Annotated in this window: 26 protein-coding genes and 2 tRNA genes; 13 read left to right on the top strand and 15 right to left on the bottom strand. The window is 69.8% G+C overall.

Going from position 1 to position 23,782, the window contains the following annotated elements; genetic code table 11:
- Window positions 1–83: 83 nt before the first annotated feature.
- From FB384_RS16030 to FB384_RS16015, 4 genes are all read left to right on the top strand, one after another.
- The gene (locus FB384_RS16030; protein ID WP_183783931.1) at window positions 84–425 is read left to right on the top strand and encodes a DUF485 domain-containing protein; all 342 of its coding nucleotides are present in this window, start codon (window positions 84–86) and stop codon (window positions 423–425) included.
- A complete protein-coding gene (locus tag FB384_RS16025) occupies window positions 422–2,032 on the top strand; it encodes a solute symporter family protein (RefSeq protein ID WP_183783929.1) in 1,611 nt (536 codons plus the stop codon). Before FB384_RS16030 ends, FB384_RS16025 begins: the two co-directional genes overlap by 4 nt.
- A gap of 84 nt (window positions 2,033–2,116) precedes the next feature.
- Complete coding sequence (locus tag FB384_RS16020; RefSeq protein ID WP_183783927.1) at window positions 2,117–3,334, top strand: cysteine desulfurase-like protein; 1,218 nt, start codon at window positions 2,117–2,119, stop codon at window positions 3,332–3,334.
- Window positions 3,335–3,526: 192 nt separating this feature from the next.
- Window positions 3,527–3,973: a lamin tail domain-containing protein gene (locus FB384_RS16015; RefSeq protein ID WP_183783925.1), complete on the top strand. Its 447-nt coding sequence runs from the start codon at window positions 3,527–3,529 to the stop codon at window positions 3,971–3,973.
- Between the two features lie 149 nt (window positions 3,974–4,122).
- Here the strand turns inward: FB384_RS16015 and FB384_RS16010 are convergent.
- Window positions 4,123–4,196, bottom strand: a tRNA-Pro gene (locus FB384_RS16010).
- A gap of 75 nt (window positions 4,197–4,271) precedes the next feature.
- On the opposite strand from FB384_RS16010, the gene FB384_RS16005 reads away from it, so the two are divergent.
- Window positions 4,272–4,342: transfer RNA gene (locus tag FB384_RS16005), tRNA-Gly, on the top strand.
- Between the two features lie 130 nt (window positions 4,343–4,472).
- On the opposite strand, the gene FB384_RS16000 is transcribed toward FB384_RS16005, so the two are convergent.
- The 4 genes from FB384_RS16000 to FB384_RS15985 form a co-directional block, all read right to left on the bottom strand.
- A complete protein-coding gene (locus FB384_RS16000) occupies window positions 4,473–4,940 on the bottom strand; it encodes a GNAT family N-acetyltransferase (protein ID WP_228726041.1) in 468 nt (155 codons plus the stop codon).
- Window positions 4,941–4,953: 13 nt separating this feature from the next.
- The gene (locus FB384_RS15995; protein ID WP_183785636.1) at window positions 4,954–5,619 is read right to left on the bottom strand and encodes a methyltransferase domain-containing protein; all 666 of its coding nucleotides are present in this window, start codon (window positions 5,617–5,619) and stop codon (window positions 4,954–4,956) included.
- 166 nt (window positions 5,620–5,785) lie between these two features.
- A complete protein-coding gene (locus FB384_RS15990; RefSeq protein WP_183783923.1) occupies window positions 5,786–6,244 on the bottom strand; it encodes a nuclear transport factor 2 family protein in 459 nt (152 codons plus the stop codon).
- A 13-nt stretch (window positions 6,245–6,257) separates the two neighbouring features.
- Window positions 6,258–7,127, bottom strand: coding sequence for a TIGR03619 family F420-dependent LLM class oxidoreductase (locus FB384_RS15985; RefSeq protein ID WP_183783921.1), 870 nt, complete (start codon window positions 7,125–7,127; stop codon window positions 6,258–6,260).
- A gap of 231 nt (window positions 7,128–7,358) precedes the next feature.
- Between FB384_RS15985 and FB384_RS27320 the strand changes: the two genes are divergently transcribed.
- On the top strand, window positions 7,359–8,135 hold the full coding sequence (locus FB384_RS27320) for a C40 family peptidase (protein ID WP_258936674.1): 777 nt from the start codon (window positions 7,359–7,361) through the stop codon (window positions 8,133–8,135).
- 120 nt (window positions 8,136–8,255) lie between these two features.
- On the top strand, window positions 8,256–9,050 hold the full coding sequence (locus FB384_RS15975; protein ID WP_183783919.1) for a hypothetical protein: 795 nt from the start codon (window positions 8,256–8,258) through the stop codon (window positions 9,048–9,050).
- A gap of 18 nt (window positions 9,051–9,068) precedes the next feature.
- Here FB384_RS15975 and FB384_RS15970 read toward each other — a convergent pair whose 3' ends face one another.
- Window positions 9,069–9,878 carry an Fpg/Nei family DNA glycosylase gene (locus FB384_RS15970; protein ID WP_183783917.1) on the bottom strand — a complete coding sequence of 270 codons (810 nt, stop codon included), beginning with the start codon at window positions 9,876–9,878 and terminating at the stop codon, window positions 9,069–9,071.
- Window positions 9,878–10,351: a ribose-5-phosphate isomerase gene (locus FB384_RS15965; RefSeq protein ID WP_183783915.1), complete on the bottom strand. Its 474-nt coding sequence runs from the start codon at window positions 10,349–10,351 to the stop codon at window positions 9,878–9,880. The genes FB384_RS15970 and FB384_RS15965 overlap by 1 nt, the downstream gene beginning before the upstream one ends.
- A gap of 59 nt (window positions 10,352–10,410) precedes the next feature.
- Here FB384_RS15965 and FB384_RS15960 point away from each other — a divergent pair, with 59 nt between their 5' ends.
- Window positions 10,411–11,151: a 2-phosphosulfolactate phosphatase gene (locus FB384_RS15960; protein ID WP_228726040.1), complete on the top strand. Its 741-nt coding sequence runs from the start codon at window positions 10,411–10,413 to the stop codon at window positions 11,149–11,151.
- Entirely contained in the window at window positions 11,144–11,941 is a 798-nt protein-coding gene (locus FB384_RS15955) for an MBL fold metallo-hydrolase (RefSeq protein WP_183783913.1), read from the top strand. The genes FB384_RS15960 and FB384_RS15955 overlap by 8 nt, the downstream gene beginning before the upstream one ends.
- Before the next feature lie 188 nt (window positions 11,942–12,129).
- Here the strand turns inward: FB384_RS15955 and FB384_RS15950 are convergent, their stop codons facing one another.
- The 3 genes from FB384_RS15950 to FB384_RS15940 all read right to left on the bottom strand — a co-directional run bounded on the left by FB384_RS15950 (window position 12,130) and on the right by FB384_RS15940 (window position 15,032).
- Complete coding sequence (locus FB384_RS15950) at window positions 12,130–13,215, bottom strand: fatty acid desaturase family protein (RefSeq protein WP_183783911.1); 1,086 nt, start codon at window positions 13,213–13,215, stop codon at window positions 12,130–12,132.
- Window positions 13,216–13,311: 96 nt separating this feature from the next.
- Window positions 13,312–14,169, bottom strand: a complete 858-nt coding sequence (locus FB384_RS15945; RefSeq protein WP_183783909.1) for an alpha/beta fold hydrolase — start codon at window positions 14,167–14,169, stop codon at window positions 13,312–13,314.
- Between the two features lie 251 nt (window positions 14,170–14,420).
- Window positions 14,421–15,032 carry a mycothiol-dependent nitroreductase Rv2466c family protein gene (locus FB384_RS15940; protein WP_183783907.1) on the bottom strand — a complete coding sequence of 204 codons (612 nt, stop codon included), beginning with the start codon at window positions 15,030–15,032 and terminating at the stop codon, window positions 14,421–14,423.
- A gap of 290 nt (window positions 15,033–15,322) precedes the next feature.
- Between FB384_RS15940 and pepN the strand changes: the two genes are divergently transcribed.
- On the top strand, window positions 15,323–17,884 hold the full coding sequence (gene pepN, locus FB384_RS15935) for an aminopeptidase N (RefSeq protein WP_183785630.1): 2,562 nt from the start codon (window positions 15,323–15,325) through the stop codon (window positions 17,882–17,884).
- Between the two features lie 166 nt (window positions 17,885–18,050).
- Here pepN and FB384_RS15930 read toward each other — a convergent pair whose 3' ends face one another.
- Window positions 18,051–18,551, bottom strand: a complete 501-nt coding sequence (locus tag FB384_RS15930) for a DUF5130 family protein (protein ID WP_183783905.1) — start codon at window positions 18,549–18,551, stop codon at window positions 18,051–18,053.
- Window positions 18,538–18,759, bottom strand: a complete 222-nt coding sequence (ctaJ, locus tag FB384_RS15925) for an aa3-type cytochrome oxidase subunit CtaJ (RefSeq protein WP_183783903.1) — start codon at window positions 18,757–18,759, stop codon at window positions 18,538–18,540. Before ctaJ ends, FB384_RS15930 begins: the two co-directional genes overlap by 14 nt.
- Before the next feature lie 510 nt (window positions 18,760–19,269).
- Between ctaJ and FB384_RS15920 the strand changes: the two genes are divergently transcribed.
- Entirely contained in the window at window positions 19,270–19,635 is a 366-nt protein-coding gene (locus FB384_RS15920; protein ID WP_228726039.1) for a hypothetical protein, read from the top strand.
- A 494-nt stretch (window positions 19,636–20,129) separates the two neighbouring features.
- Here FB384_RS15920 and FB384_RS15915 read toward each other — a convergent pair whose 3' ends face one another.
- Complete coding sequence (locus FB384_RS15915) at window positions 20,130–20,864, bottom strand: HNH endonuclease (protein ID WP_323985250.1); 735 nt, start codon at window positions 20,862–20,864, stop codon at window positions 20,130–20,132.
- A 202-nt stretch (window positions 20,865–21,066) separates the two neighbouring features.
- Here FB384_RS15915 and FB384_RS15910 point away from each other — a divergent pair, with 202 nt between their 5' ends.
- Window positions 21,067–22,050: a mechanosensitive ion channel family protein gene (locus tag FB384_RS15910; RefSeq protein ID WP_183783901.1), complete on the top strand. Its 984-nt coding sequence runs from the start codon at window positions 21,067–21,069 to the stop codon at window positions 22,048–22,050.
- Between the two features lie 59 nt (window positions 22,051–22,109).
- Window positions 22,110–22,514, top strand: a complete 405-nt coding sequence (locus tag FB384_RS15905; RefSeq protein WP_258936665.1) for a globin — start codon at window positions 22,110–22,112, stop codon at window positions 22,512–22,514.
- A 99-nt stretch (window positions 22,515–22,613) separates the two neighbouring features.
- On the opposite strand, the gene FB384_RS15900 is transcribed toward FB384_RS15905, so the two are convergent.
- Window positions 22,614–23,360, bottom strand: a complete 747-nt coding sequence (locus tag FB384_RS15900; protein ID WP_183783898.1) for an ATP-dependent Clp protease ATP-binding subunit — start codon at window positions 23,358–23,360, stop codon at window positions 22,614–22,616.
- A gap of 85 nt (window positions 23,361–23,445) precedes the next feature.
- The gene (locus tag FB384_RS15895) at window positions 23,446–23,766 is read right to left on the bottom strand and encodes a hypothetical protein (protein ID WP_183783896.1); all 321 of its coding nucleotides are present in this window, start codon (window positions 23,764–23,766) and stop codon (window positions 23,446–23,448) included.
- Window positions 23,767–23,782 lie beyond the last annotated feature (16 nt).

Here is a 23,782-nt window from a genome sequence, read left to right as displayed (position 1 = left end):
GGATCCGGCCCGCGCTTACGGTGTCGCGCACAGCACACTCCCCGTGCCTTTTCCGAGGCGTGCACCGTGACAAGGAGGTCACCGTGAATTCCACCGAGCCTCAGCCACCTGAGGCGGAAACGTGGGCGCGAGTCCACGCGAGCGAGGATTTCCAGCGGCTGCGCAGAAGGCTGCGGAACTTCGTGTTCCCCATGACCGCGCTGTTTCTGGTCTGGTACCTGACCTACGTACTGCTGGCCGACTACGCGCACGGCTTCATGTCGATCAAGGTCGTGGGCAACATCAACCTGGGCCTGATCCTCGGTCTGCTGCAGTTCGTGTCGACGTTCGTGATCACCGGGCTCTACGTGCGCTACGCGAACCGCAAGCTGGACCCGATCGCCGAGAGCATCCGGGCCGAGGTCGAAGGTGGTGACAAGCAGTGAGCACACTCGCTCAGGGCAGCGTCGAGGGCGGCAACCCGCTGGTCAACATCGGCATCTTCGCCCTCTTCGTGATCGTCACGCTGGTGATCGTCTTCCGCGCCTCCCGGAACACGAAGACCGCGTCCGACTACTACGCGGCGGGCCGGTCGTTCTCCGGACCGCAGAACGGCACCGCGATCGCCGGTGACTACCTGTCGGCGGCGTCGTTCCTCGGCATCGCCGGCGCCATCGCCGTCTACGGCTACGACGGCTTCCTGTATTCGATCGGCTTCCTCGTCGCCTGGCTGGTGGCGCTGTTGCTCGTCGCGGAGCTGCTGCGCAACACGGGCAAGTTCACGATGGGCGACGTACTGGCGTTCCGGATGCGGCAGCGTCCGGTGCGTGCGGCGGCCGCCACGTCGACGCTGGCCGTGTCGTTCTTCTACCTGCTCGCGCAGATGGCCGGTGCGGGCGGCCTGGTGTCGCTGCTGCTCGGCGTGGAGGGCGACGTCGGACAGGGCGTCGTCATCGCCGTCGTCGGCATCGTGATGATCATCTACGTGCTGGTCGGCGGTATGAAGGGCACGACCTGGGTGCAGATCATCAAGGCGGGCCTGCTGATCGCCGGTACGGCCGTGATGACCGTGTGGGTGCTCGGCAAGTACGGCCTGAACCTGTCGGAGCTGCTCGGCTCGGCCTCCCAGGCTGCGGGCGGCGGCGACGCGCTGCTGAACCCGGGTGAGCAGTACGGCGAGAGCGGCACGACGCAGCTCGACTTCCTGTCACTCGGTATCGCGCTGGTCCTCGGTACGGCGGGCCTGCCGCACGTGCTGATGCGCTTCTACACGGTGCCGACATCGAAGGAGGCGCGGCGCAGCGTGGTGTGGGCGATCTCGTGGATCGGCCTGTTCTACCTGTTCACGCTGGTGCTCGGCTACGGCGCCGCGGCGCTGGTCGGCACCGACACGATCACCAACGCACCGGGCGGCGAGAACGCGGCGGCTCCGCTGCTGGCACTCGAACTCGGCGGACCGGTACTGCTCGGCTTCATCGCGGCCGTGGCGTTCGCGACGATCCTCGCGGTCGTCGCCGGTCTGACGATCACGGCCTCGGCGTCGTTCGCACACGACGTCTACGCCAACGTGATCAAGAAGGGCAACGTCGACAGCAAGACCACCGAGGTGAAGGTCGCCCGGATCACCGCGTGCGTGATCGGCGCAGTCGCGATCATCGGCGGCATCCTCGCGAAGGACCAGAACGTGGCCTTCCTGGTGGCGCTCGCGTTCGCCGTCGCGGCGTCGGCGAACCTGCCGACGATCCTGTACTCGCTGTTCTGGAAGCGGTTCAACACCCGCGGCGCGCTGTGGTCGATCTACGGCGGTCTGACGACCACACTCGTGCTGATCGTGTTCTCCCCCGCCGTGTCGGGCAGCGACAGCGCCATGATCCCGGGTGCGGACTTCGCGTGGTTCCCGCTGTCGAACCCGGGCATCGTCTCGATCCCGTTGTCGTTCCTGCTCGGCATCATCGGCACGCTCACGTCGAAGGAACACCTCGAGGAGAAGCACAAGGAGATGGAGGTCCGCTCGCTGACGGGCGCAGGCGCCGAGAAGGCGAGCGCGCACTAACGAGCAGTCCCGCACCGCATGAAGGGCCGCCCGGCGCGTGTTGCGCCGGGCGGCCCTTCGCGTGGACTGGTCCATACTCGGGGCATGGCCGGTTTCGACGTCACCCAGTTCCGTTCCCAGTTCCCCGCGCTCGCCGATGGCGCCGCGCACTTCGACGGGCCCGGCGGTTCCCAAGTGCCGCGGCCGGTCGCCTCGGCCGTGGCGGACACGCTCTGCTCTGCCGTGGCGAACCGCGGCGCGAACACGGCCGCCGAGCGGCGGGCCGACGCGATCGTGCTCGACGCGCGCCGCGCCGCGGCCGACCTCGTGGGCGCCGCGCCCGGCGGAATCGTGTTCGGGCGCAGCATGACGCAACTGACCTACGACCTCGCGCGCACGCTCGCGAAAGGATGGGGCCCCGGCGACGAGGTGGTCGTGACCACGCTCGACCATGACGCGAACATCCGGCCATGGGTGCAGGCGGCCGAGGCCCGCGGGGCGACCGTCCGATGGGCCGAGTTCGACGCCGTCACCGGCGAGCTCGACGTCGCCGCGGTGACCGAGCTGCTGTCCGAGCGCACGCGGGTGGTCGCCGTGACCGCGGCGTCGAACCTGCTCGGCACGCGACCGGACATCCCCGCGATCACCGCCGCCGCCCGCGAGGCGGGTGCGCTGTCCTATGTGGATGGCGTGCATCTCACGCCGCATGCGCTGATCGACGTCGAGGCGCTCGGCGCGGATTTCTACGCGTGCTCGCCGTACAAGTTCTTCGGGCCGCACCTCGGGTTCGTCGCCGCGCGGCCGGAGCTGTTGGAGACGCTGAGGCCGGACAAGCTCGCTCCCTCCACCGACGCCGTGCCGGAGCGATTCGAGCTCGGCACTCTGCCGTACGAGCTCCTGGCCGGCACGACGGCCGCGGTCGACTTCCTCGCCGGCATCGGGGCGGGCGGGCCCACGGTGTCGCGACGGGACGCGCTCGCGGCCGCGTTCGACGCCGTGGTGCGGCACGAGGACGCCCTCATGGCGAACCTGGAGGACGGCCTGGCTGCGACCGGCCGCGTCACGCTGCACGGCTCGCGGATGCGGCGGCGCACGCCGACGGTGCTGTTCTCGGTGGACGGCCTCGCCCCGGCGGACGTCTACGCCCGACTGGCCGAGCGCGGGGTGAACGCACCGGCGGGCACGTTCTACGCGCTGGAATGCTCCCGCCGCCTCGGCCTCGGCGACACGGGCGCCGTCCGAGCCGGGATCGCTCCGTACACCACCGAATCCGAGGTGCAGCAGCTCGTGACCGCGGTCGAGGACATCGCGACGGCGGACTGACCCGCCGGTGGCCGAGGAGCACCATCGCCGACGCCACACGGGGGTGTCTCGGTGAGCCACGGAGCACGGTCGACGACCGGCGCGTACTCCCGAACATCGGGGCCTGTAACGGCAGCGCCTCGTGGTCCGACGTCAAGGCACATCCATCGGCCGCTCGCGGTGCAGCCGGGCCGCGTTCCCGGAAGGTTCGCCATGCGAAGATCCCTCGCCACAGTCCTGCTCACCGTCGGCATGCTGACACTCGGCCTCGTCACCGCGCTTCCCGCGGAAGCCGCGGCACGGATGCAGATCGCCGCCGTCCAATACGACTCCCCCGGCACGGACCGAGGCAGTAACAGCAGCCTCAACGCCGAGTGGGTCAAACTGCGGAACACGTCCCGGGTGCCCATCAACATCACTCGTTTCCGAGTGCACGACCGCCAAGGACACACGTACCGCTTCCCGCAGACGACCGTGATGCCCGGCAAGGAGATCACGGTGCACACCGGCCGAGGGAAGAACAATCCGTGGCACCGCTACTGGGGCCGCACGTCGTACGTCTGGAACAACACCGGCGACGGCGCCACGCTGCGCGACGCCCACGGTCGATGGCTCGACGGGTGCGGCTGGGGAAACGGCCGCGGCTGGGTCAGGTGCTGAGCTCGGTCCGCGACATACCTCGTGTCGACGACGGGCGGTGGCGCGGTCGCGCGCTGCATGCGACCGGACCGGGCGGCCCAGCCCCCAGTAACGACGAAGTCGCCTCTGACCCCGCAGCGTTCCTGCAGGTCAGAGGCGACCTCCGACGGTCGGGGTGACAGGATTTGAACCTGCGACCCTTCGCTCCCAAAGCGAATGCGCTACCAAGCTGCGCCACACCCCGGCCACCACGCGGGGTGGTGTGAATACACCATAGCGCTACCGGTAGACTGCCCACGCAGCCGGTCACCGGCGGCATGCGGGCGTAGCTCAATGGTAGAGCCCCAGTCTTCCAAACTGGTGGTGCGGGTTCGATTCCCGTCGCCCGCTCAGAGCACGAAACCCCAGGCCAGGAGCCCTTCAGGGCCCTGGCCTTTCGTGTGTCCAGGCCATGTGCGCGCCCCGGCCATGCGCGTGTCCCGCGACGGATCGTGACGCCGACCGTGGCCGGCCCGACCCGTCAGAGCGTCCTCGTCATGAAGACACTGTTCGGATCGGGCCGGTAGTCGGCGAACGGCTCGCAGTAGGAGAACCCGAACTTCTCGTACAGTCTCCGCGCCGGGAGGAAGAATTCGTCCGAACCGGTTTCCAGGCTCAGCCGCGTCAGCCCCATGCGCCACGCCTCGGCCAGGATGTGCTCCAGCAGTCCGGACGCGATGCCACCGCGTGCGTGGTCGGGCGAGGTGCGCATCGACTTGAGCTCGCCGTGTTCGAGGTCGAGACGCTTGATCGCGCCGCAGCCGACGACGGACTCGCCGCTGCGCACCGACCAGAACGTCACGTCCGGCTTGCGCAGGTCCTCGAGATCGAGGGCGTGCTTGCTCTCGGGCGGCGACGTGGCCCGCAGCTGCCGCAGGTGCTCGGCCAGGAACTCCGCGATCCGCGGACCGGACAGATCGTCGACCACGATCTCCATGCGCGCCTCCATCCACTCACCCTCATCAACCGCGCGTCACGAGCCGGAAGCCGACATCCAGTTCGTCGCGGCCCAGCAGGTCGCGGTGCCGTTCATGCCAACGACCGGAGGCAAGATCCTCTCGTAACCGCTCGATGCCCCGCGACACCGCCGCCTCGTCGGTCTGGGCCAGAGCGGAACAGTTCCGCCGGACCCGGGCATCGAGATAGGCCTCAGGGCGCCGCCAGTGCGCCGGAAAGACCCCGTCGGCGAAGTCCCACGGGACGGGCAACGCTGTCACATCGTCGGCGCCGAGCTCGTCGGCGATGTCGGTTGCGGACGGACGCGAGGCCTCCAGTCGTGCGATCTCGGGGATGTATTCGCGCGTCAGCCAGAACTCGGCGTGCAGGCGGGTCTCATAGGCCACGATCACCTGACGGTGGGAAGTGCGCCGCAGTTCCGCGAGGCCACGGCGCCAGTCGCGCCAGTGATGCACCGTGAGCACGGCCAACGTAACGTCGGCAGCCCGGTCGCGCAGCGGCAGCTGCTCTGCCACAGCCTGCACGGCGGGGACCGCGCCGGCCCGTTGCGCGAGCATGCGACATGACGGTTCCACCGCCAGCACGGTCGACCGGTCGGGCTCGTACGAGCCCGCACCGGCACCGACATCGACGACGGCGCCGTCGTCCACGGCCCGGGAGATGCGGGACATCCACCGGCGATCGGTGCGCCGGCCACGGGCGTAATCGGTACCGATGCGGTCGTACACGTGCGGCGACACGAGACCTCCGAATGCCCGGCACCGGCCGCTCACGACCGGGGTGTATCCGGAAGGAGATCACTCCCGCGGCGGGCCGTCCAGCCAATGTCGGCACGCGTCACAGGGACGTGTCGTCATCCACCTGCCGTGCCGTGGCCGCCGCACGGTCGGTCTCCCAGAACGCTCTGACCGACAGGAGCCGCCCGTCGGAGCCGGCCCGGTAGACGATCACGCAGTCGGTGTCGACACGGTAGCCGCCGTCGAAGAACGTGGTGATCGTGGCGACGTTCGCCACCTCGTCGCCTCCTGCGTGCGAATCGCGGACGACGAACTCGAACCGCTGCACGTGCGCGATCGTCAGGTCCCAGAACGCCGAGATGCCCTCCGCGCCGTGGTGTCCCTTGCCCTCCTCGTCGAACGGCGACGGCCCGACCGGATCCTCGATCACCGCCGCCGGGTCGAACAGGTTCAGCCAGCGCTGCTTGTCCCCCGCCGCGACGGCCTCCATGGACCGCAACGCCGCGACACGCGCGGGCGGCTGTTCGGAGTCGACATCCCAGCACACCGTGACACCCATACGCCGGACCTCCTCAGAACCGCTCGATGATCTCGTCGGCGAACTTCTTGATCGAGTCCTTCTTCTGCTCGACCGGGGCGTCGAACCCGAGACCGTCGAACACCCAGGGCACGGTGATCACGTCGGTGACGCCGACGTCGGCCTGCTCGCGGTAGCCGTCGAGGCCGAACCGGTCGATGCACACCGCCTGGAACTCGAAGGGCTCATCGGCGCGGCCGTACTCGGCGCGCAGCGTGTTCAGCCGGGCGATCGTGTCGCGCAGGTCGTCGAGTTTCATCATCGCCGACGACCAGCCGTCACCGACGCGGGCGGCGCGGCGTAGCGCCGGTTCGCTGTGCCCGCCGATGTAGAACGGCACGTGCCGCTTCGGCGCGGGGCTCATGCACAGCTTGTCGAAGTCGAAGAACTCGCCGTGGTACTCCACCATCCCGCCACCGAGGATCAGCCGGAGCACGTCGATGGCCTCGTCGACCCGCTTGCCGCGCCGCCGGTACGGCACCCCGCACCATTCGAACTCCTCCGGAGCCCAACCCACACCGAGCCCCAGTCCGAACCGGTCGCCCGTGAGGTTCGCGACCGAACCCACCTGACGGGCCAAGAGCACCGGATTCCGCGAACCGAGTTTCAGCACGGATGTGTAGAACGTGATCCTGTCCGTGGCCGCACCCATCGACGCCGCGGCGATCAGCGGGTCGACCCACGGCGTGTTCTCGTCCCAGAACCGACTTCCGTCCGGAGTGTACGGATAGTCCGCGGATACCTGCTCAGAATAGAAAAGCGAGTCGGGAAGGGCGATCGAGGAGAACCCGCACTCCTCCGCCGTGACGGCCAGTTCGGTCAGTTGATCCAGCGGGGTCAGGGCCACCGACAGTGTGAACCTCATGCCGCAAAACAGTAACGTGTTCTAGTTCGCTGCGCCAGAGTCGACGGCGATCCGGGGCCATACGCAGCTTCACCGGTGTGGGTGCTCTCGACTCGCGACCACCGCGGAACCCGTGTTTACGGTCGTCCCGGCCGGTGGTTCACCCCATCGGCCCAGCACGGTGCCGATGCCACGACGGCCTCGGCGAGGTCGGGGGACCATGACGTGTGACGTTCCTGTTGGAGGATCGGCGTGTCCACACCGTGGAAGCGCACAACGGTCATCGGACTGGTCGGTGGCACGGCTCTCGTCGCCTTCGCGGGCAACGCGGCAGCCGTCGTACCGAGCGAGCAGTCCCTGCACGACGTACCGAACACCGTGGAGAAGGGCACACGGGTGACGCTGTCGGGCACCCTGACCGGGCTGCGGGACCGCCCGGTCAGCGGTGAGCAGGTCGCCCTCGAACGCCGGGCCGCCGACGGCCGGTGGCAGGCCGTCGACACCACAACCACGGGCGACGACGGCAACGCCACGTTCCACCGCACCCCGGACCGCACCGCCGAGTGGCGGCTCACCTACGACGGCAGCACGTTCCTCGACCCGGCTGCCTCCTCACCCCAGCGGGTCGAGGTGCGCCTGCCTCCTCCGCCACCACCGGCACCGGAGCGGCCCACGAAACCGATCGGCAGACAGCTCGTGGACGTCGCGGCGGCCCAGGCCGGCAAACCGTACGCGTACGGTGCCGCGGGACCACAGCGGTTCGACTGTTCCGGGTTCGCCCAGTTCGTCCACGGGCAGGTCGGGATCCGGCTGCCTCGCACGTCGAGTGAGCAGCACCGGGCCGTGCGAGCCGTCGCCAACCACGCGAAGGTGCCGGGTGACCTGGTGTTCTTCCACGAGGGAGGCTCCGTCTACCACGTCGGCATCTACGCGGGCGGCAACCACGTCTGGGCCGCACCCGAGAGCGGTGACGTCATCCGCAAGCAGCGGATCTGGACGGACGCGTACTACACGGGCCGCGCCTGGTGATCACGTGGGAACTATCGAGGCGCCGCGGGCGTTGTCCGGTTCGAAGGAGTCTGTCCGGTCAGCCGGCAGCCTCCCCGCAACGCGTACGCCCCTGGAGCACCTCATGGAGCGGAGTACCTCATGGAGCTCGTCCTCGTCGTCCTCGTACTGATCATCGTCGGTGGCGGGTACTACCTGATCCAGTCGAACCAGCAGGCGAAACGCAGCCGGCTGGAGGATGCGAAAGCCGAGGCACGCCGCTGGCTGGAACGACTCGGCGGCCAGGTGCTCAACCTGACCGGCACCGACACGGCCTCACAGCAGGCGATCGCCGACGCGTCGGAGCGCTACAACGCGGCAGGCTCGCAGATGGAACAGGCCCAGACCGAAGAGCAGGCGAAACTCGTCAAGGAGACCGCGCTCGAAGGGCTCTACTACGTCCGCGCCGCGCGGGAGGCGATGGGCCTCGACCCGGGACCCGCACTGCCGGAGGACCGCGAGCGGCAGGCCGCGGGCAAGGTCACCGAGCACCGCTCGGTCGACGTCGAGGGCAAGCACTACGAGGCCTCGCCGCAGCCGAGCTCCGACACCCCGCACTACTACCCCGGCGGCCGTGTCGCAGGCAGGCCGGTGCCGCAGGGCTGGTACAGCGAGCCGTGGTGGAAACCCGCACTGGTCGCCGGCGCGTGGGGCCTGGGCTCGATGATGCTGTTCAGCACCATGTTCGCCGGCATGGCGGGTGTCCCCAGCGGCGAGGCCTGGGCCGACGGCTACAGCGCGGGCCAGGAGGACGCCATGAGCGAGGGCGGCGACGGCGGTGGCGGCGATGCCGGTGACGGCGGCGGCGACATGGGCGGAGACGCCGGCGGTGACATGGGCGGCGACTTCGGTGGCGGCGACATGGGTGACATGGGCGGGTTCGACTTCGGGTTCTGACCGCCCCGGTCCGTCACGTCACGCGGGCTGGCAGGACGGACACCAGTAGAGGTGTCTGCCCGCCAGTTCGGTGTGGGCGACCGGCGCGGCGCAGACCAGGCAGGGCTGCCCTGCCCGCCGGTAGACGTACACCTCGCCACCGTGCCGGTCCTGCCGCGGCGCGCGGCCCGTGACCTCGGGCAGGTGTTCGTCGGCGACCGTGTCGATCCGCCCGCTGCGCACACCCGCGCGCATGAGCGTGACGAGGTCGTCCCACATCGCCTTCCAAGCCGTCTCGTCGAGGTCGCGGCCGGCGAGCATCGGGGTGACGCCGTGGCGGAACAGCACCTCGGCGCGGTAGACGTTCCCGACCCCGGACAGCACCTTCTGGTCCATCAGCAGCGCCGCGATCGAGGTCCGCGACCGCGTGATGCGTTGCCAGGCGAGCTCCGGCCGGGCATCGCGGCGCAGCGGGTCGGGGCCGAGCCGCGCGACGATGGCGTCGGCCTCGGGCTCGGTGAGCAGTTCACACCGGGTCGGGCCACGCAGGTCAGTCCAATGTGTCCGGCCGGACAGTCGCATCCGCACCTGGCCGACGGGGTCCGCCTCGGGGAGCGCAGCCTCGGCGAACGCGCCGTACAGCCCGAGGTGGACGTGGACGACGCCGAGCGGACCGTAGTCGTGGAACAGGTGCTTGCCGTGTGCATCGGCCCGCACGAAGGTCGCACCGTCGAGCAGCGCGGCCTCGGCGGCGAACCTGCCCTGGGGGCTGCTCACCCGCACCGGCGCACCCGCGTAGCGCCGCTGATGCAGCCGGGCGAGCCGGTGCAGGGTGTGCCCTTCGGGCATCAGGCCTCCGGCAGAGCGGGGGCGTCGCCGGTCTGTTCGAAGTCGGTCAGCTGCTGCACCCGGCGCGTGTGCCGCGGGTCGTCGTCCACCCGCGTGTCCAGGAACGCCTCGACGATCCCGGTGGCCTCCTCGACGCTGTGCATCCGCGCGCCGACGCCGATGACCTGGGCGTGGTTGTGCTGCCGCGTGAGCTGGGCGGTCTCCACGCTCCAGCCCAGGCCGGCCCGGCAGCCCGGCACCTTGTTGGCGGCGATCTGCTCGCCGTTGCCGGACCCGCCGATGACGACACCGAGGCTGCCCTCGTCGGCGACGACGCGCCGCGCGGTCTCGATGCAGAACGGCGGGTAGTCGTCGGCGGCGTCGTAGACATGCGGGCCGACGTCGGTGACGTCGTGGCCCTGCTTCTCCAGATGGGCGACGAGGTGATTCTTCAGCTCGAAGCCGGCATGGTCGGATCCCAGATAGACACGCACAGCGGCAGTGTGCCATCCCCGCTGCATATGGCCTCGGGCCACCCGGCAGGGTGTGAGCCATGACGGATGCGATGCCGGCGAACTCGACTCCGACGACACCCGGGACGAACCCCGCGACCACGCAGACCCCGGCGCTGCTGGCCCAGGACGGCCACGACGTGCGGCTCGACTGGGGCGCGTCCGGGCTGGCCGCACTGGGCGGCCGGTGCGCGGTACTGGTGATCGTGGACGTCCTGTCGTTCTCCACGCGGGTGGACCTGTTGCTCGCGGAGGGCACCGCGGTGCAGCCGGTGCGATGGACGGACACCGTTACCGAGGCGCCCTCCGGCGGGGCAGAGCCGGTGCAGTCGCCGAACGGGGCGACACTGACGGCCGACGCCGCCACGACGGGTGCGCACGTGCTCACGGCCTGTCTGCGCAACGCCGACGCAGTGGCGAAGCACGCCGCGGACCTGGCGGCGGGCGAACCGATCGGCGTGCTGGCCGCGGGAGAACGGTGGGGCGTGGCGGCCGGCGCGGCGCCGGGATCCGACGGACCGTTGCGGCCGTGCGTCGAGGACCAGCTCGGGGCAGGGGCCGTCGTCGCGGGCCTGCAGTCCTACGGCGACGTCTCCCCCGAGGCGGTCGTGGCGGCGCAGGCGTTCGCCGTGGCCGACGTGCCCGCGGCGGTGAGCGGCTCGGCCTCGGGCCGCGAACTGACCGCACACGGCGACGGCGAGATCGTCGAACGGGCCGTCGAGGTCGGCATGTCCGCGGGTGTGCCGATACTGGGCACCGACGGGGTGCTGACCGGTGCCTGACTGGTCCGAGCAGGAACCGGGCGTGTACTCGCGCCGCTACGCCGAACTGGACCTGACCGTCGGGCTCGTCGTCGGGTCCGAGCGGTGCCTGGTGATCGACACCCGCGGCTCCCGCGGGCAGGGCGAGGAGCTGGCGGCGGCGGTCCGCGAGGTGACGTCGGCGCCGCCGGTGATCGTGCTGACGCACGCGCACTTCGACCATTCCTTCGGTGCCGCAGCGTTCGGCGACCGTCCGATATGGGCACACACCGGATGCCGGGGCGCACTGGCGGAACACGCCGAGACCGACCGTCGGGAATGGATGGATCGATACCGGGCCGAGGGCAGGCACGCGCTGGCTGACGACCTCGCGGCGACGCCGATCGCCGCACCGACGCGGACCTTCGACCGCGCAGCGCGGCTCGACCTCGGCGGCCGCACGGTCGAGCTCGTCCACCCGGGTCCCGGACACACCGACCACGACGTGATCGCCGTCGCCGGTGACGTCGTGTTCGCCGGCGATCTCGTCGAGCACGCACCGGGCGGATCGTTCACCGAGGAGTCCTTCGGGCCCGACACGCACCTCGCGGCGTGGCCCGCCGCCCTGGACCAGGTACTCGGACACCGGCCGCGGGTGGTCGTTCCCGGCCACGGCGAGCCTGTCGACGCCGCGTTCGTCGCACGGGCGCGGGCGGACCTGCACGCGCTGGCGGATCTGCGAACCGGAGTCCGCGCGGGCACGCTCACCGTCACCGCGGCCGTCGACGCCGCTCCCCTGCCGCCGGAGGTCTGCCGGGCCGCGCTGTCGTGAACCGCGCTCAGCGGGATCGCCGACCACGTCCCACTGTGGCGCTGGCTGCGGTCCGGTCCCGCCGGGGCGCTGAGCGCTGTCTCGCCATGCGCTGTGCTGTCCGGCCGCGACGCTGTGCTGTCCGGTCGCGACGCTGTGGTCTTCGGTCGCGACGCTGTGGTCTTCGGTCGCGACGCTGTGGCCTCCTGTCACGACCCTCGGCCGGTCTCACCACGGCGAAGCGGCTCGCCGACGCGGTGCAGATGGCCGAGCGCTTCGGCCCACGAGCTCAGCAGCCCCGTCTCGTGGTACGGCACGCCGATCTCCGCGCAGTACCGCCGCACGATCGGCTGCGCCTTCCGCAGGTGCGGCATCGGCAGATGCGGGAACAGGTGGTGCTCGATCTGGTAGTTCAACCCGCCCATCAGGGTGTCGACCACCGGACCACCGCGGACGTTACGGGTCGTCAGTACCTGCTTGCGGAGGAAGTCGAGCTTCTCGCCCGCCTGCAGCGTCGGCATTCCCTTGTGTCCCGGCGCGAACACCGATCCCATGTAGACACCCCAGAGCGCCTGATGAACCAGCAGGAACGCGAGCGCCTTCCCCGGCGAGAGGACGAGCAGCAGCGCGCCGAGGTATCCGGCGATGTGGGCGGCGAGCAGCGCCGCCTCCACACCCCGACTCTTGATGCGCGGGTTCGCGTTCCGGCCGATCACCGCCCGCACGCTGGAAAAGTGCAGGTTGAAACCCTCCAGAGTGAGCAGGGGGAAGAACCACAGCGCCTGCCTGCGCCCGATGAGACGCGGCAGCCCCCTGCTGGCGAGCGCCTGCTGCCGGGACCACACCAGGATGTCCGGGATCACGTCCGGATCGTGTTCCTCGTGGTTCGGGTTGGCGTGATGCCGGGTGTGCTTGTCCATCCACCAGCCGTAGCTCATCCCGATACCGAGGTTGCCCGCGATGAGTCCCGCGATCTTGCCGGCCCGCCGGGTGCGCAGCACCTGCCGGTGTGCCAGATCGTGCGACACCAGTGCGACCTGTGCGAACACGACCGCGAAGAACGCGGCGACGAACAGCTGCCACCAGGTGTCGCCGAACCAGAGGAACGCGGCGATACCGGCGCCGTACAGAGCGGCGACGATGCCGATGCGAGCGGCGTAGTAACCGGGGCGGCGGGCGAACAGGCCTGCATCGGCGATGCGGCGGGACAGCACGGCGAAGTCGCTGCCCTGCCTGGTCTCGGACGGTTCGGATACGTCGGCTGCGGCGGCCGTGTCGGCCGGGGTGGGCGTCATGCCCTCAACCCTGTCCCGCACCACCCTCGCGCGGACATCCCGCGCGCCCCCGGATCCCGCTGGTGCAGCCCCCACCGGCCTACCGCGCCCGCAGCGTCACGCCAGCGCGGCGCGCAGCGCGGGCGCGAACCGTTCCGGCACGCCCGCGTGGCCGAACTCCCCGCCGACGAAACCGCCGTGATCGCCGGGGAACACCGTGGCCTCCTGCCCGAGCAATGCCGCGGTGCCGACCGCGGTGCGCCCTGTAAGCAGGTTCGTGGACTCCTCCCCGACGCCGACGACGATGCGAGTGGGCCCATGCCGCAGCGCGCCGGCATCCGGCTGGAAATCGCTCACCGCCCAGGACCGTTCGGACAGCAACGGGTCGTCGCGGGAACCGTCGTCCTCGGCCGGCAGTCCGTACGTCGACGGATCCGGTGCCCGCCGGGCGAAGTAGGCATCGGTGAACTCGCCCTGCCACGACGACATGTCGATGAACGCCGCCATGCCCGCACCCCAACCCCGCGCGGCGTAGGCGTCGCGGACGCCCGCACGGGCGCGTTCGGCCGCGTTGGCGTCGGGCAGCACGGTGAGCAGCGGCGGTTCGTGGGCAACGAGCGTGTGCACATCGTGCGGGTAGGTCGCGACGAGCGCCAGCGCAGCGACGGCACCGCCGCTGCTGGCAAACATGTCGACCGGGCCCGCCCCAAGGGCTTCGATGAGCGTGTGCACGTCGACAGCCTGAACGAGGGGATCGTTGTCGACCCTGCCGTCCTTGCGGACACTCCTGCCCAGTCCGCGTGGGTCGTAGGTGACGACCGTGCGGTCCGGCATCAGTCCGACGAGCGCGGCGAATCCGCTCGCGTCCATCGGCTGACCGATCATCAGCAGTGGTCGGCCGTCACCGGGAGGCCACTGCCCGTGGACATCGTAGGCCAGATCCACGTCGGGGGTCTCGAGCACCTGTGCCGTCATCGCTCCCCCTTCCGCCTCGCCCTCCGATGAGTCACCACGTCAGACCCTAGTGGTCGTGACCGAAACCCGCGACGTCACGGAAGACCCCAAGGACACCCTGGTTGCACTGCGTGCGACGAATCCTCCGCTCACTCCGAGGCCGTCGATGTGCACGCACAGCGCGCCCTGACGCGAGGGAGATCGTGCTACGAGAGGACGATTCGTTGCGTTGAACGCCCCCAAGGGCACCTCGGGGGCGTCAACCCGCGGTGTCAGTCGAAGTTCAGCTCACCGGTGCGGGTGCGCTTGAGTTCGTAGAAGTCCGGGTAGCTCGCCATCGCGACGGCGCCGTCGAACAGCTTCACCGCGTCCTCGCCACGCGGAATGGAGGAGAGCACCGGGCCGAAGAACGCGACGCCGTCCACGTGCAGCGTCGGCGTGCCGACATCCATGCCCACCGGGTCCATGCCCTCGTGATGACTCTTGCGCAACGCCTCGTCGTAGTCGGTCGACGTGGCCGCGTCCAGCAGCTCGGCCGGTGCCGACACCTCGGCGAGCGCCTCCTTCAGCACCAGGTCGATGTCCTTGTTGTCCTGGTTGTGGTAACGCGTGCCGAAGGCCGTGTAGTAGTCGCGCAGCACCTGTTCACCCTGCTGCTGGGCGAGTGCGACGGCAACGCGCACCGGGCCCCACGCCTTCTTCATCAGCTCGACGTACTCGTCGCCCAGCTCGCGCCCGGAGTTCAGCAGGGCCAGGCTCATCACGCGGAAGTTGAGGTCGATGTCCCGGTGCTTCTCGACCTCGAGAATCCAGCGCGAGGTGATCCACGCGAACGGGCAGATCGGGTCGAAGTAGAAGTCGACGCGGGTGCGGGACTCGGTCATGAACGTTGCTCCTCGCTCGGCCTGGTCGGATCTATCCCGGCCAACACCGCCGGCACGGATGTTGTTCCCCGGCCGGCGGATCGTTCCCACGGCCTGACCGAACCGTTCCGCACGGGCAGGTACGCGCGGCACGGGAGGCGGCCGCCGAGGCGCCGGTCCGCCGCGTCTCCCCGTGCGGGGACACCGCCCTGGGCGCCGAGTGAGGCGATTCCCCGTGCGGGCGGAGCAGTGGCCATGATTGGATCGGCGAACGTCCTGTTGTCCGCCCACGATCGATGACCGAGGTGTCCGTGCCCGCCCCCAACCTGACTCGGGACGCTGCCCAGCAGCGCGCCGACCTGCTCGACGTCCAGTCCTACGACATCCTTCTCGACCTCACCGACGGCCAGGGCCGCCCCGGCGAGAAGACGTTCGACTCCAGGACCACGATCACCTTCGCCGCCGCCACTCCCGGGGCGGAGTCCTGGGTGGACATCGTCGCCGAGGGTGTGCGTTCCGCGACGCTCAACGGCACGCCGCTCCCGGTCGACGGGTACGTCGAGGACGACGGCCTCGCCCTGCCGGACCTCGCGGAGACGAACGAGCTCACGATCGAGGCCGACTGCCGGTACATGAACACCGGTGAAGGGCTGCACCGCTTCGTCGACCCGGTGGACGAGTCGGTGTACCTGTACTCACAGTTCGAGACGGCCGACGCCAAGCGCATGTTCGCGTGCTTCGACCAGCCGGACCTCAAGGCGACGTACCGGCTCACCGTGATCGCCCCGAAGGGCTGGAAGGTCGTCTCCAACGCGCGCGTCGAATCCGAGTCGGAGACACCCGAGGGTGCGGTGCGGCTCGTGTTCGCCGAGTCCGAGCGCATCTCGACGTACCTGGTGGCGCTCGTGGCAGGCCCGTACGCCGAGTGGCGCGACGAGTACCGCGACGAGAACGGCACCATTCCGCTCGGCATCTACTGCCGCGCCTCACTGGCCGAGTACATGGACGCCGACCGACTCTTCAGCGAGACGAAACAGGGCTTCGGCTTCTACCACCGCAACTTCGGTGTGGCCTACCCGTTCTCGAAGTACGACCAGCTGTTCGTGCCGGAGTTCAACGCGGGTGCGATGGAGAACGCGGGCGCGGTGACGTTCCGGGAGGACTACGTCTTCCGTAGCCGCGTCACCCGCTATTCCTACGAGCGTCGCGCCGAGACGCTGCTGCACGAGATGGCGCACATGTGGTTCGGCGACCTCGTCACCATGCGCTGGTGGGACGACCTGTGGCTGAACGAGTCGTTCGCGACGTTCGCCAGTGTCCTCGCGCAGGCCGAAGCGACCGAGTACACCGGCGCGTGGACGAGCTTCGCCAACATCGAGAAGTCGTGGGCCTACCGGCAGGACCAGCTTCCCTCCACGCACCCGATCGCCGCCGACATGGTCGACCTGCAGGCGGTCGAGGTGAACTTCGACGGCATCACCTACGCCAAGGGCGCGAGCGTGCTCAAGCAGCTCGTCGCCTACGTCGGGCAGGACAACTTCCTGTCGGGGTTGAAGGTGTACTTCGACCGTCACGCGTGGGGCAACGCGACGCTGGCCGACCTGCTCGCCGCCCTCGAGGAGGCGTCCGGCCGCGACCTGTCGTGGTGGAGCGCCCAGTGGCTCGAGACAACGGGGCTGAACTCGCTCCGCCCGGCGTTCGAAACCGGCGCCGACGGCAGGTTCACCTCCTTCGCCGTCCTGCAGGGCGGAGCCAAACCGGGTGCAGGAGAGTTGCGGACCCACCGCGCCGCCGTCGGCATCTACGACGACGTCGACGGCAAGCTGGTGCGCACCAAGCGCGTCGAACTCGACATCGACGGCGACCGCACGGAGGTGCCCGACCTGGTGGGCGCCGACCGCGGCAAGCTCGTGCTGGTCAACGACGACGACCTCACCTACTGCACGATGCGGCTGGACAACGAGTCGCTGGTGACGCTGATCGACCGGATCGGCGAGATCACCGACCCGCTCCCCCGAACGCTGTGCTGGTCGGCCGCGTGGGAGATGACGCGGGAGGCCGAGCTCAAGGCCCGCGACTTCGTCACGCTCGTGCAGCGCGGTATCGGCGCGGAGACCGAGGTCGGCGTCGTCCAGCGACTGCTGATGCAGGCCCAGACGGCCCTGAACTCCTACGCCGAACCCACGTGGGCGCAGCAGGAGGGCTGGCCCGCGTTCACCGCACGGCTGCTCGAACTGGCACGCACCGCCGAGGCGGGGTCGGATCATCAGCTGGCGTTCGTCAACGCGCTGACCGCGGCCGTGCTCGACGAACAGACCCTGTCGGTACTGGCGGGCTGGTTCGACGGCTCGGCGACCCTGGAAGGCCTGGTCGTCGACACCGACCTGCGGTGGCGGCTGTTGCACGCGCTGGTCGCCCACGGCCGGGCGGACGAAGCGGAGATCGCGGCCGAACACGAGCGGGACAACACCGCGACGGGCCGCCGCCACGCCGAGCGTGCCCGTGCGCTGCGGCCGACGGCCGAGGCCAAGGCGGAGGCCTGGGAGCGCGCGGTCCACGACGACGAGCTGCCCAACGCGGTCAACGAGGCCATCATCACCGGCTTCTCCCACCCGGGACAGAAGTATCTGCTCGAGGGCTACGTCGACACGTATTTCGCCACGATCGACGACGTGTGGACGCGCCGTTCCAGTGAGGCCGCTCAGCCGACGGTGGTGGGCCTGTATCCGTCGTGGTCGGTCACGCGCGAGTGCATCGCCGCGGCCGACGCGTGGCTGGAGGGCGAGCACTCGCCCGCGCTGCGCAGGCTGGTCTCCGAGGGCCGCGCCGGGGTCGTGCGCGCGCTCGCGGCCCGGGAGTTCGACGAGAGCTGAGGCCGGCCCGACACCACGACGCCCCGACACCACGACGCGTCGGGCAACAGGACGCGGATCCTCCCAGCACAACGCCCCGGCACCGAACTGATCGGTGCCGGGGCGTTGGGTTTGGCTGTGCTGAGTGGTCAACACCGCGCGCGGTGTCGCCCTCCGGCGTCGGCCGTCAGTGGGTGGGGCGGCTACCCGCCTGGTCGGCCATCATGCGCAGGCCGCTGACGAAGCCGCCGGTCAGATCGCCCTCCTTGAACGAGGCGACCATGCTCATGACGGCCAGCTTCACGGCACGATCGGGCACGCGCTGCGTCGTGTTCGCGCCCGTGACGATCTCGACGACCCGTTCACCCGGCGACACGGCGATCAGCACGGCGTCGTCGCCCCGCGTGCCGAGCCGGTCGTGCAGCTGCTCGGCGGCCGCACGCGAGTCCTCGGCGCCCAGTGAGCCGAGGTAGATGCTGAAGTCGATACCCGTGTCACGCGTCGCCAGCGCGAGCGCCTCGTCGATACGGCTCAGCTGTTGTGTCGTGAATGGGCCGTTCGGAGCAGCGGGTACGTACTCCTGGGCGCGCGAGATACGCCCGCTTTCCGTAACTGCGGCGCCGTACGGCAACTCGGCCGGGTCGACCGCGGCGGCGTCACGGTCGTGGACCAGTTCACCAGTTCCCACGGGCACCTCCTCGGTCCGTCGAGGGTTTGCCGGACGTACCGGCGCTGACCGGGTTGGCACTCCACCATGTCGCAGGGTGGTCCCATTCCTGCCCCGGGCGATACCGTGGCCGCCCTGCGAACTTCGAACGCAGGGTGACCAGGGCGAATACGCCGCAGATGGCGAGCGGGATCACCGCGAAGACCAGGGTCGTCTCGAGGATGCTCACGAGCGCAGGGTATCCGACGGGCCCGCAGGTGCGACCACCTGGAGCCTCCGCCACGCCGCACTGACCTGTGCCGCTCGCCGCATCTCAACCACCGTCCGCCGCTTGCCGGAGACGTAATGGCACGTTGAGCCGAAGCGCCACTGGCAGACGGTTGCAACTCGACGTACACCCGGACTCACCGGGCGCATCGTGCTTGTCAGGGGTCAGGGACCCTCGTACGTTTTTCACACGTACGGGTTCTTGCGCCCCGACGTTCCCAACCCCACTGACTTCCGCCTGTCACAGGAGGCCCACATGCTTCACGTCCTGAGCCCCGCCGCGACGAGCGACAACGCGACGTCGTCCGACGCCGCCCGCCCCGCAGAGCTCGGAACGCGAGTCACGCGCGGTACCCGCGTCACCTGTGGCACCCGAGTGACGGCAGGCACGCGCGTCACGCGCGGTACACGAGTGACCCGCGGCACGCGCGTCACGATGGGCACGCGTGTGACTCGGGGTACCCGGGTCACGATGGACACCGACGCCACCATGGGCACCCGCGTCACCCGTGGCACTCGGGTCACCTCCGGCACCCGCGTCACCATGGGCACGCGCGTCACCCGCGGTACTCGGGTCACGATGGACACCGACGCCACCATGGGCACCCGCGTCACCCGTGGCACCCGGGTGACGATGGACACCGACGCCACCATGGGCACCCGCGTCACCCGTGGCACTCGGGTCACCTCCGGCACCCGCGTCACCATGGGCACGCGCGTCACCCGTGGCACCCGGGTGACGATGGACACCGACGCCACCATGGGCACGCGCGTCACCCGTGGCACCCGGGTGACGATGGACACCGACGCCACCATGGGCACCCGCGTCACCGTCTGATCGGTACGACCCGGAACACCGCCTCGGCGTTCCGTTTCCGGCGACGCTCCCGACGAAAGTTCCATCGGCTACCGGCACCCGTGACCGTCCACGCCTCCGCGAGCGGCGTTCTCCTGGGCGACGTCTCAAGAGCGCCGTTCCGCGGGCGCTGTTTCCTCGGGGCTGTTCCGCAGGTAAGGACGTCACGTGCGGCCGGAAGGCTGGCATGCCTGCGCGGCGAGTTCGGTTCCGCCGGCGTGCGTTGTCCGGCGGGCACGACTCGGCAGTGAAGGTCGTCCCGGTGCCCACGGGTGCCCGAGGCCGGACGCCCGACAACACTCGGCCGGAGCATCACGGCTGCATGTCGCGCTCGGACACCGTCGTCCGCAGCGCTCCGCCGTGGTGGACCGGCCGCGAGAGTCGACCGACCTCGGAACGAGGGCCGGTGAGGTGCTGCCACGCGCGCCGTTGCAGACCGCGCCATTGCGGATGCGGACGCGTGGTGGCGGAACGCGCTAGGCTGCGGGCGCTCCGAGGTACTGCCGCCACAGCGGGTCGGTTTCCTTCGCGTGTGCGAGCAGCCGCCAGTGCGGCCCGTGCGGCGCGCGGGGAATGGTCCGCATGGTCCAGCCGAGTTCCGAGAGCAGCTTGTCGGCCTTGCGATGGTTGCACTTGGCGCAGCAGGCGACGCAGTTCTCCCACGAGTGTTCGCCGCCCCGGCTTCGCGGCTGGACGTGGTCGATCGTCTCGGCACGGCCGCCGCAGTAGGCGCAACGGAAGCGGTCTCGGTGCATCAGACCGGCACGCGTGAGCGGCACCTGCGCGCGATAGGGAACGCGCACGTAGTTCGACAACCGGATCACCGACGGCACGTCCACGGTCATCGTCGCGGCATGCAGCGTGAGCCCCGACGGATCCTCGTGCACGACTTCGGCCTTGCCGCAGACGAGCAGGACGATCGCCCTGCGCAACGGCAGTGCCGTCAGCGGTTCGAACGTCGCGTTCAGCAGCAGGACCCGGCGTTTTCCCCAGCCGGGGCCTGACGAACCGGAGCCAGCCTCACGGGAGCGCCACGCCCCGGGCGTTCGGGGAACCCTGCCCGCGCGCGGCGGGCCGGTGGGATGCGGCCCCGTCGGAGCCGTTCCACCGCGGTTCACGCCGGATGCCGGCGCGCACAGCATGACCTCCGACGCCGTCCCGGCCGGCTGCCGGGGGTGAGCGCCGTGAGGGCTCGGTTGTCGGTCTGGCACGCGACCACCTCCACCGGTGCTGCCCTAGTCGACCACACATCGCCCCTGAAACGCACGTGTGTTAATGCACGTGTCCGCCCCGAGTACCGTGGCTGTGGAATTCGACGTGGTCAACATGCCTCACCTGCGCCCGGGCGGGATCAGTGAAGTGGGCGGCGTCACACATTCCCTCGATCATGCAACGGAAGGAAAAACACGCCCCGTGGACCAGTTGCTCAGCGAACCCCCGTCCTGCATTCAGGAGGCGGGCACCTGGTGCCAGCAGATCTGGCAACTCACCGGCAACGAATGGCTGGCCGGTTCGGCGAACTGGCTGATCGCCAAGCCGCTGACCATCCTGCTCATCGCCATCATCGCGTTCTTCGTGCGCCTGGTCATCCGCAGGCTCATCGAGCGAATGACCCGCACTCCCGAGGACGACGCCAAGGACAAGGTCCCGGCGCTGCTGAAGCCGTTGAAGGAGAAGGCCCCCGACCTCATCGGCCCCGGCATCCTCGAACGCCGCAGGCAGCGGGCCAGGACCATCGGCTCGGTGCTGAAGTCGATCACGACCGTCGTCGTCTACACGATCGCCTTCGTGCTCATCCTCGGCGAGCTGGGCATCAACCTCGCCCCGATCATCGCCTCCGCGGGCATCGTCGGTGTAGCCGTCGGTTTCGGCGCACAGAACCTCGTCCGGGACTTCTTGTCCGGCATCTTCATGATGATGGAGGACCAGTACGGCGTGGGCGATGTCGTCGATGTCGGCGAGGCTGTCGGCACCGTCGAGGCCGTGGGGCTGCGCATCACGACGTTGCGCGACCTGAACGGGACCGTCTGGTACGTCCGCAACGGCGAGGTGCTCCGGGTCGGCAACTTCAGCCAGGGCTTCGCCGTCGGTGTCGTCGACATCCCGGTGGCCTACGACGCCGATCTGGACCGTGCGACGTCGCTGCTCAAGGAGGTCCTGGCCACGTCGGCCGAACGTGAAGACCTCGCGCCCGACATCTTGGAGACCCCGACGGTGCTGGGCGTCGAGAGCGTGACCCCCGAGGCGGTGCTCCTGCGCCTGACCGTGAAGGTGCGTCCCGGCAAGCAGTGGGCAATCCAGCGTGCGCTGCGCGCCGACGCGATGGCCGCGTTCGAGCGCGCAGGCTTCCAGCCGCCGTTGCGGCGGCTGTTCCAGAACGGCAACAACAACGCGTGACGTCACCGGGACAATGAAGACCAGCCCGACCATCGTTCGAGATATCCGAGGTGCCCGAAGTGTCTGAGGCCAGCGGCGGAACCGCCGACCCGCGCACGTTCTACGACGCGGTGGGCGGTGAGGAAACGTTCCGGAAACTCGTGGCGCGGTTCTACGCCGAGGTCGCCGACGACGAGGTGTTGCGACCGCTGTATCCCGAGGAGGACCTCGGCCCGGCCGAGGACCGGCTGCGACTGTTCCTCATGCAGTACTGGGGCGGTCCGCAGACCTATTCCGAGCAGCGCGGCCACCCGCGGCTGCGGATGCGGCACGCGCCGTACAAGATCGGCCCGATCGAACGGGACGCGTGGCTGCGGGCGATGCGCATCGCCGTCGACGAGACCGGTATTCCCGAGCCGTACCGGACGAAGCTGTGGGACTACCTCGAGATGGCGGCCCAGTCGATGATGAACAGCTGGGTCTGACGGCCGGCCGACGACTACGGGGAGGGCGCTGTGATCGCGTGATCACAGCGCCCTCCCCGTAGCGGCCGTCCTCGGGCGGCCGAGTCACGCGCGGCCGAGTCACGCGCCGTCCCGCTGGCCGACGAGCACGGCCAGCGCGGCATGGACGAATGCTTCGACATCGGCTTTGGCGACGCCGGCAGTGGTCAGGACGCCGTCGTCGCCCTCGTGTTCGAGCAGTGCCAGCAGCACGTGCTCGGTTCCGATGTAGTTGTGCCCGAGGCGCAGCGCTTCCCGGTAGGTCAGCTCGAGCGCCTTCTTCGCCTCCGCCGAGAACGGCGGCAGGTCCGGAGCGTCATCGGATTCGCCGTCCTCTGGCAGCGCGGCGATGGCGGCCGCCCGCAAGGACCGGTCGGTCACCCCCTGATCGGCGATCGCCTTTGCGGCCAGCGCCTCCGGTTCGGTGAGCAGGCCGAGCACGAGATGGACGGGTGTGATCACGGAGTGGCGGTGCTCGCGGGCAACGTCACCGGCCGCCATGACGGCGTTCCTGGCACGCGGGGTGAATCGCGAGAAGCCTTCGTTGGGGTCGAGCACCTCGTCCCCCTTCGCGACGAATCGCTTCTGGGCGGCCTGTTTGCTGACACCCATGCTCTGGCCGATGTCGGTCCACGAGGCGCCTGCGCGACGGGCCTGGTCGACGAAGTGCCCGATCAGATGGTCGGCGATCTCGCCGAGGTGCTGTCCGGCGAGGACGGCGTCGGAGAGCTGGTCGAGCACGTCGGTGCGTGCGGTTTTGATGGCGTCGATCAGGTCGTCGAGCCTGACCGGGTGCGCGATGACGCGCGGTTGCGGTGTTTCGGTCATGCGTCAACCATAGGTTGACCTTCTCCATGTCGTCAACACTGGGTTGACGACAAGCGGGTTGACGGCAGGTGTGGCGTGGGCGTGATCAGCCTTCGCCCATACCCATGTCTTCCATCCCGCCATGACCGCCGGCCTCGTCGGCGTACTCGTCGTAGGCCTGGGCGCTCACCCAGCCCGCCGCGCCGCCGGCAGCCAGATACGGCGCCGCGCCGCCGACAGCGCCGGCGACCCGTTGGAATCGGGTCCGCTCGTTGGCGTCGGGAATCGGTGACCCGGCTTGCTCGGCGGGCGGCCGTTCGGTCCGCCACGGTGTCTCCTCGGGACGGACGTCCGCCAGGAACTCGGCGGTCGGATCGGCAGGTTCGTCGGCCCGATCGTCGTCGGCGCGTCGCGACTCCTCGCTCATCGGCCAACTATGACAC

The sequence above is a fragment of the Prauserella sediminis genome, assembly GCF_014195435.1.
Lineage (GTDB): Bacteria > Actinomycetota > Actinomycetes > Mycobacteriales > Pseudonocardiaceae > Prauserella > Prauserella salsuginis.
The sequence above is the reverse complement of the archived record's forward strand: the minus strand, read 5'-3'. Positions and strand labels throughout refer to the sequence as shown.

What these genes read in the sequence shown, in the direction of transcription:
- FB384_RS15920 (WP_228726039.1), top strand. Translation starts at nt 19,270, where the DNA reads ATGGACACCGACGCCACCATGGGCACCCGCGTCACCCGTGGCACTCGG.
- FB384_RS15995 (WP_183785636.1), bottom strand. Translation starts at nt 5,619, where the DNA reads ATGTCCCGCATCTCCCGGGCCGTGGACGACGGCGCCGTCGTCGATGTC.
- FB384_RS16020 (WP_183783927.1), top strand. Translation starts at nt 2,117, where the DNA reads ATGGCCGGTTTCGACGTCACCCAGTTCCGTTCCCAGTTCCCCGCGCTC.
- FB384_RS15895 (WP_183783896.1), bottom strand. Translation starts at nt 23,766, where the DNA reads ATGAGCGAGGAGTCGCGACGCGCCGACGACGATCGGGCCGACGAACCT.
- FB384_RS15990 (WP_183783923.1), bottom strand. Translation starts at nt 6,244, where the DNA reads ATGGGTGTCACGGTGTGCTGGGATGTCGACTCCGAACAGCCGCCCGCG.
- FB384_RS16000 (WP_228726041.1), bottom strand. Translation starts at nt 4,940, where the DNA reads ATGGAGGCGCGCATGGAGATCGTGGTCGACGATCTGTCCGGTCCGCGG.
- FB384_RS15985 (WP_183783921.1), bottom strand. Translation starts at nt 7,127, where the DNA reads ATGAGGTTCACACTGTCGGTGGCCCTGACCCCGCTGGATCAACTGACC.
- FB384_RS15975 (WP_183783919.1), top strand. Translation starts at nt 8,256, where the DNA reads ATGGAGCTCGTCCTCGTCGTCCTCGTACTGATCATCGTCGGTGGCGGG.
- FB384_RS15945 (WP_183783909.1), bottom strand. Translation starts at nt 14,169, where the DNA reads ATGACGGCACAGGTGCTCGAGACCCCCGACGTGGATCTGGCCTACGAT.
- FB384_RS15940 (WP_183783907.1), bottom strand. Translation starts at nt 15,032, where the DNA reads ATGACCGAGTCCCGCACCCGCGTCGACTTCTACTTCGACCCGATCTGC.
- FB384_RS15970 (WP_183783917.1), bottom strand. Translation starts at nt 9,878, where the DNA reads ATGCCCGAAGGGCACACCCTGCACCGGCTCGCCCGGCTGCATCAGCGG.
- FB384_RS15960 (WP_228726040.1), top strand. Translation starts at nt 10,411, where the DNA reads ATGACGGATGCGATGCCGGCGAACTCGACTCCGACGACACCCGGGACG.
- FB384_RS15950 (WP_183783911.1), bottom strand. Translation starts at nt 13,215, where the DNA reads ATGACGCCCACCCCGGCCGACACGGCCGCCGCAGCCGACGTATCCGAA.
- FB384_RS15900 (WP_183783898.1), bottom strand. Translation starts at nt 23,360, where the DNA reads ATGACCGAAACACCGCAACCGCGCGTCATCGCGCACCCGGTCAGGCTC.
- FB384_RS16015 (WP_183783925.1), top strand. Translation starts at nt 3,527, where the DNA reads ATGCGAAGATCCCTCGCCACAGTCCTGCTCACCGTCGGCATGCTGACA.